This is a genomic window from Pseudomonas costantinii, from assembly GCF_001870435.1.
Taxonomy (GTDB): Bacteria; Pseudomonadota; Gammaproteobacteria; order Pseudomonadales; family Pseudomonadaceae; genus Aquipseudomonas; species Aquipseudomonas costantinii.
In genome coordinates this window covers 1-405 of sequence record NZ_MDDR01000002.1, presented here as the reverse complement: position 1 = coordinate 405, position 405 = coordinate 1, and the positions used below count along the sequence as shown (strand labels likewise).

At 63.2% G+C, this 405-nt stretch carries 1 protein-coding gene; it reads left to right on the top strand.

Features of this window, described 5'->3' with window-relative positions:
• On the top strand, positions 1-405 hold a 405-nt coding region (locus tag BFL40_RS00095; protein ID WP_143088325.1), incomplete at both ends, for an AMP-binding protein.

The window sequence follows — 405 nt, the reverse complement described above, 5'->3', positions numbered from 1 at the left end:
GGTGTGTTGGTGCCGCACCGGGCGATCACGCGGTTGGTGATCAACAACGGCTATGCCGATTTCAATCAGCACGATCGTGTGGCGTTTGCCTCCAACCCGGCGTTCGACGCCAGCACTCTCGATGTGTGGGCACCGTTGCTCAATGGCGGCGCGGTGGTGGTGGTCGACCAGGACACGCTGCTGTCCCAGACCGATTTCGCCGCGCTGTTGCAGGAGCAAGCGGTCAGCGTGTTGTGGATGACTGCCGGGTTGTTCCATCAGTACGCCGAGGGGCTGTTGGCGGTCTTCCCGCAGTTGCGTTACCTGATCGTCGGCGGCGATGTACTCGACCCGAGCGTGATTGCCCGGGTGCTCAAGGACGGCGCGCCGCAACACTTGCTCAACGGCTATGGTCCGACCGAAGCC